The sequence below is a fragment of the Pseudomonas sp. 05T35 genome (genome assembly GCF_056396605.1).
On the sequence record NZ_JBFTLU010000469.1, the window covers coordinates 1 to 4,105 of the forward strand.

6 protein-coding genes are annotated in these 4,105 nt (G+C 58.1%); 3 read left to right on the forward strand and 3 right to left on the reverse strand.

The window, feature by feature from the left end:
- On the forward strand, positions 1-909 hold a 909-nt coding region (gene cysB, locus AC1DH9_RS25425), incomplete at its 5' end, for an HTH-type transcriptional regulator CysB (protein WP_477809011.1).
- Positions 910-914: 5 nt separating this feature from the next.
- Here cysB and AC1DH9_RS25430 read toward each other — a convergent pair.
- Positions 915-1,397: a GreA/GreB family elongation factor gene (locus AC1DH9_RS25430; RefSeq protein WP_427543506.1), complete on the reverse strand. Its 483-nt coding sequence runs from the start codon at positions 1,395-1,397 to the stop codon at positions 915-917.
- Positions 1,398-1,399: 2 nt separating this feature from the next.
- A complete protein-coding gene (locus AC1DH9_RS25435) occupies positions 1,400-1,801 on the reverse strand; it encodes a hypothetical protein (protein ID WP_427543509.1) in 402 nt (133 codons plus the stop codon).
- 122 nt (positions 1,802-1,923) lie between these two features.
- Between AC1DH9_RS25435 and earP the strand changes: the two genes are divergently transcribed.
- Positions 1,924-3,057: an elongation factor P maturation arginine rhamnosyltransferase EarP gene (gene earP, locus AC1DH9_RS25440; protein ID WP_427543512.1), complete on the forward strand. Its 1,134-nt coding sequence runs from the start codon at positions 1,924-1,926 to the stop codon at positions 3,055-3,057.
- Positions 3,058-3,105: 48 nt separating this feature from the next.
- On the forward strand, positions 3,106-3,618 hold the full coding sequence (locus tag AC1DH9_RS25445; protein ID WP_477809012.1) for an elongation factor P: 513 nt from the start codon (positions 3,106-3,108) through the stop codon (positions 3,616-3,618).
- A gap of 76 nt (positions 3,619-3,694) precedes the next feature.
- On the opposite strand, the gene AC1DH9_RS25450 is transcribed toward AC1DH9_RS25445, so the two are convergent.
- Positions 3,695-4,105, reverse strand: a 411-nt coding sequence (locus tag AC1DH9_RS25450) for an organic hydroperoxide resistance protein (RefSeq protein ID WP_477809013.1), incomplete at its 5' end; no start/stop codon positions are given.

Below are 4,105 nucleotides of genomic sequence, written 5' to 3' on the forward strand. Positions count from 1 at the left end.
GCTCAAAGCCTGTACACCTCGCAGCCGGGCATCAGCAAGCAGATCCGTCTGCTGGAAGACGAGTTGGGTGTCGAGGTTTTTGCGCGCAGCGGCAAACACCTGACCCGAGTGACCCCGGCCGGTGAGCGAATCATCACCACGGCTGGCGAAATTCTGCGCAAGGTTGAAAGCATCAAGCAGATCGCTCAGGAGTTCTCCAACGAGAAGAAAGGCACCCTGTCGATTGCCACCACCCACACCCAGGCGCGTTATGCACTGCCGCCGGTGATCAGCAATTTCATCAAGCAATACCCGGACGTTGCCCTGCACATGCACCAGGGTTCACCGATGCAGATCGCCGAAATGGCCGCTGATGGCACCGTGGATTTTGCCATTGCCACTGAAGCGCTGGAGCTGTTCGGCGACTTGGTGATGATGCCGTGCTACCGCTGGAACCGCTGCGTTGTCGTGCCGCAAGGTCACCCGTTGACCAAGCTGCCGAAGCTGACCCTCGAAGCCCTGGCTGAATACCCGATCGTGACGTACGTGTTCGGTTTCACGGGTCGTTCGAAACTCGACGAAGCCTTCAGCCATCGCGGCCTGACCCCGAAAGTAGTGTTCACCGCCGCCGACGCCGACGTGATCAAGACCTACGTTCGCTTGGGGCTGGGTGTCGGGATCGTGGCGAAAATGGCCGTCGACACCAAGCTAGACAACGACCTGGTGGTGCTCGACGCCAGCGAGCTGTTCGAATCCAGCGTGACCAAAATCGGTTTCCGTCGCGGGACGTTCCTGCGTGGCTTCATGTGTGACTTCATCGAGAAGTTCGCCCCGCACCTGACTCGCGAAGTCATGGCCAAAGCCATCCAGTGCCACAACAAGCAGGAACTGGAAGAGCTGTTCGAAGGCGTTGAACTACCGGTTCATTGAACTGACTAGACCACCTCGGTGACAGCGAATTGTTGCCGAGTGCCAGCCACGACGATCTCGACCTCATCCCCCTCGAATTTGCCCAGCAGACTTTTGCCCAGCGGTGAGCGCGGGGTGATGACGGTAATCAGTTGCCCCACCAGATCAACCTTCAAGCCGGCTGCATCAGGGGCCAGGAACAGCCACTGTTCGCGTCCCTTTTCGTCTTCCAGGCCCAACAGCGCACCGACTTCAATCCCGCGCTGATCGTCATAAGCGCGCAATGCCAGGTTCTGGCACAGCACCAGTGACTGGCGGATTTCCTCCACCCGTTTGGCTTGTCCGGCYGCCAGATAAGACGCYTCCAGCCCCAGGGTGTCGTACTTGTTCTCGGCGATGTTTTCTTCGTGGGTCGCGGTTTCGTATGCGGTTTGCGCTGCGCGCTCGGCGATGTCGAGATCGACCGCAAGCTTTTCCAGAATCAGTTGGTGGACCGTGTGTTTGTTCATGATCAATCGCAGAATTGCTGGACGTTGGCGCGGCTTTTTTCGCTGGACGCGGTTTGGTCTTGCTGTAGCCAGAACTGGCATTTCGGGTTGGACAGGTTGCGGGTATTGCTACGTGCCTGATCGAGCGTTTGCTGTTGCGCCTGTTTGCGCAGGTTTTCCTTGTACTGCTCGAACATCGGATTCTCGGGTGCCGGTTCAACCGCCGCAGGCTTGGGTTGTGCTATTCGATGCGCCGCATCGGCAAGCGGGGCGAGTTGTTCGCTGAACAGCAGTTTCGACGCCAGCCAGCAGGTCAGCGCGATGGCTAAAAATCCCAGCCACAGACCCACCGCAATGCTGGCAATCAGTTGCAGCGGACTGAGTGTGATAGACACCGTGCGGCGAACATGTGGACGGTAGGGCATGATTGCCTCCTGGCGAGGGGGGTGGGCTGGCGCGATTGTCGCACGAAGATTAATCGGCGTCGGCTCTTCTGCACGCAACGATTTATGCGGACAATTGAGGTCTTTGCCCCATGGAGCCTGGAATGAAAGTCGACTGGGATATTTTCTGTACGGTCGTCGACAACTACGGCGACATCGGCGTGACCTGGCGCCTGGCCCGACAATTAGTGGCCGAACATCACTGTGCGGTACGGCTGTGGGTCGATGACCTGCGGGCCTTCGAACGCTTGTGCCCGGAACTCGACATCAGTGCTGCCCGGCAATGGCAGCAAGGCGTCGAAGTCTGCCATTGGCCGGCCGACTGGGCGCCGACAGAGGCCGCCGATGTGGTGATCGCTGCATTCGCCTGCCAGTTGCCGCATGCCTATATGGAGGCAATGGCCGCGCGCGAAAAGACTCCGCTGTGGATGAATCTCGATTATTTGAGTGCCGAAGACTGGATCGTCGGCTGCCATGGCTTGCCGTCGGTGAAGTACAAACAGGTGCAGAAGTACTTCTTCTTTCCGGGGTTTAAGGCGGGTACTGGCGGCTTGTTGCGTGAGCGCGGGTTGCTGGAGCGGCGCGAGCAGTTTCAACACAGCACTGAGGCTCAGCGCGAACTCCTGCAAGGGCTGGGCGTCGATCGCGCCGAAGGTACGCGGCTGATTTCGTTATTCGCCTACGAGAATGCCGGATTGGCCGATTGGCTGGACGTCATGGCGAGTGACATTCATACCACTCATCTGCTGGTGCCCGAGGGCCGGATCCTGGGCGACGTCGAGCGCTGGCTGGGGGTTGAAGGGCTGGGTGCCGGAGCATTACAGGTGCGAGGGGCGTTGACCGTGCAGGTGTTGCCGTTCGTYCGACAGGATCAATACGACCTGCTGCTGTGGTGTTGTGATTTCAACGCGGTGCGTGGGGAGGACTCGTTCGTCCGCGCGCAATGGGCGGCCCGGCCAATGCTGTGGCATATTTATCAACAGGAAGAAGATGTCCACCTGGACAAGCTCGAAGCTTTTCTGACGCTGTACACCGCAGGCCTTTCTCCGGCGGCAAAAGCGGCACTCGTCGGATTATGGCGGGCCTGGAATACGGGCGCTGGAATGGCTCAGGCATGGGTTGCGACACAGGAACACTGGCCAGAACTGCAAAAACACGCCCAGGCATGGTGTCTGGAACAGGCTTTGCAGGCCGATCTTGCTTCGGCGCTGGTGCAGTTTTACCTAAATTGGATATGATACGCGGCCTAGATTTTTGTAAATCCCATCCAAATTCGGATATTCGCAATGAAAACTGGTAAAGAACTGAAACCCGGTACGGTGATCCGTCTCGAAAACGACCCTTGGCTGGTTCAGAAAGCTGAATTCACCAAGTCCGGTCGTAACAGCGCGATCATGAAGACCAAGCTGAAAAACCTGCTGACCGGTTACAAGACCGAGATCGTTTACAGCGCTGACGACAAACTGGACGACGTAATCCTCGACCGCAAAGAAGCGACCCTGTCGTTCATCAGCGGCGACACCTACACGTTCATGGACACCACTGACTACACCATGACCGATGTTTGCGAAGCGATCTTCTTCGAAGAGCGTCTGGTTTCCGTAGAACTGCCGACCACTATCGTGCGTCAGGTTGACTACACCGAAGGTTCCGCTCGCGGTGACACTTCCGGCAAGGTGATGAAGCCTGCCAAACTGAAAAACGGTACCGAGCTGTCGGTTGCCGACTTCATCGAAATCGGCGACATGATCGAGATCGATACCCGCGAAGGCGGTTCTTACAAAGGCCGCGCCAAATAAGCGCAGTTTTTGCAGGAAAGAAAAAGCCCGACCATCGAGTCGGGCTTTTTTGTGCGCGTCTGTCGGCTACGAACACTCAGACAGTGACGTGCAGGCGAACGTCTACATTGCCGCGAGTGGCATTGGAGTACGGGCAGACCTGGTGCGCGGCGTCGACGAGCGCTTGCGCGTCGGCCTGTTCCAGGCCGGGCAGGCTGACATTCAGGTCGATATCCAGGCCGAAACCACCAGGGATCTGACCAATGCCGACATGAGCGGTGATCGAGGCATCATCAGGGATTTTGCGCTTGGTCTGGCTGGCGACGAACTTCAGCGCACCGATGAAGCATGCGGAGTAACCGGCCGCGAACAGTTGCTCAGGGTTGGTCGCTGCACCGCCGGCACCGCCGAGTTCTTTTGGCGTGGCGAGTTTGACGTCGAGGATGTTGTCGCTGGAAACGGCACGACCATCACGGCCACCGGTAGCGGTTGCAACTGCGGTATAGAG

Coding starts and splice junctions, on each gene's coding strand:
- AC1DH9_RS25445 (WP_477809012.1), top strand. CDS start 3,106: ATGAAAACTGGTAAAGAACTGAAACCCGGTACGGTGATCCGTCTCGAA.
- AC1DH9_RS25435 (WP_427543509.1), bottom strand. CDS start 1,801: ATGCCCTACCGTCCACATGTTCGCCGCACGGTGTCTATCACACTCAGT.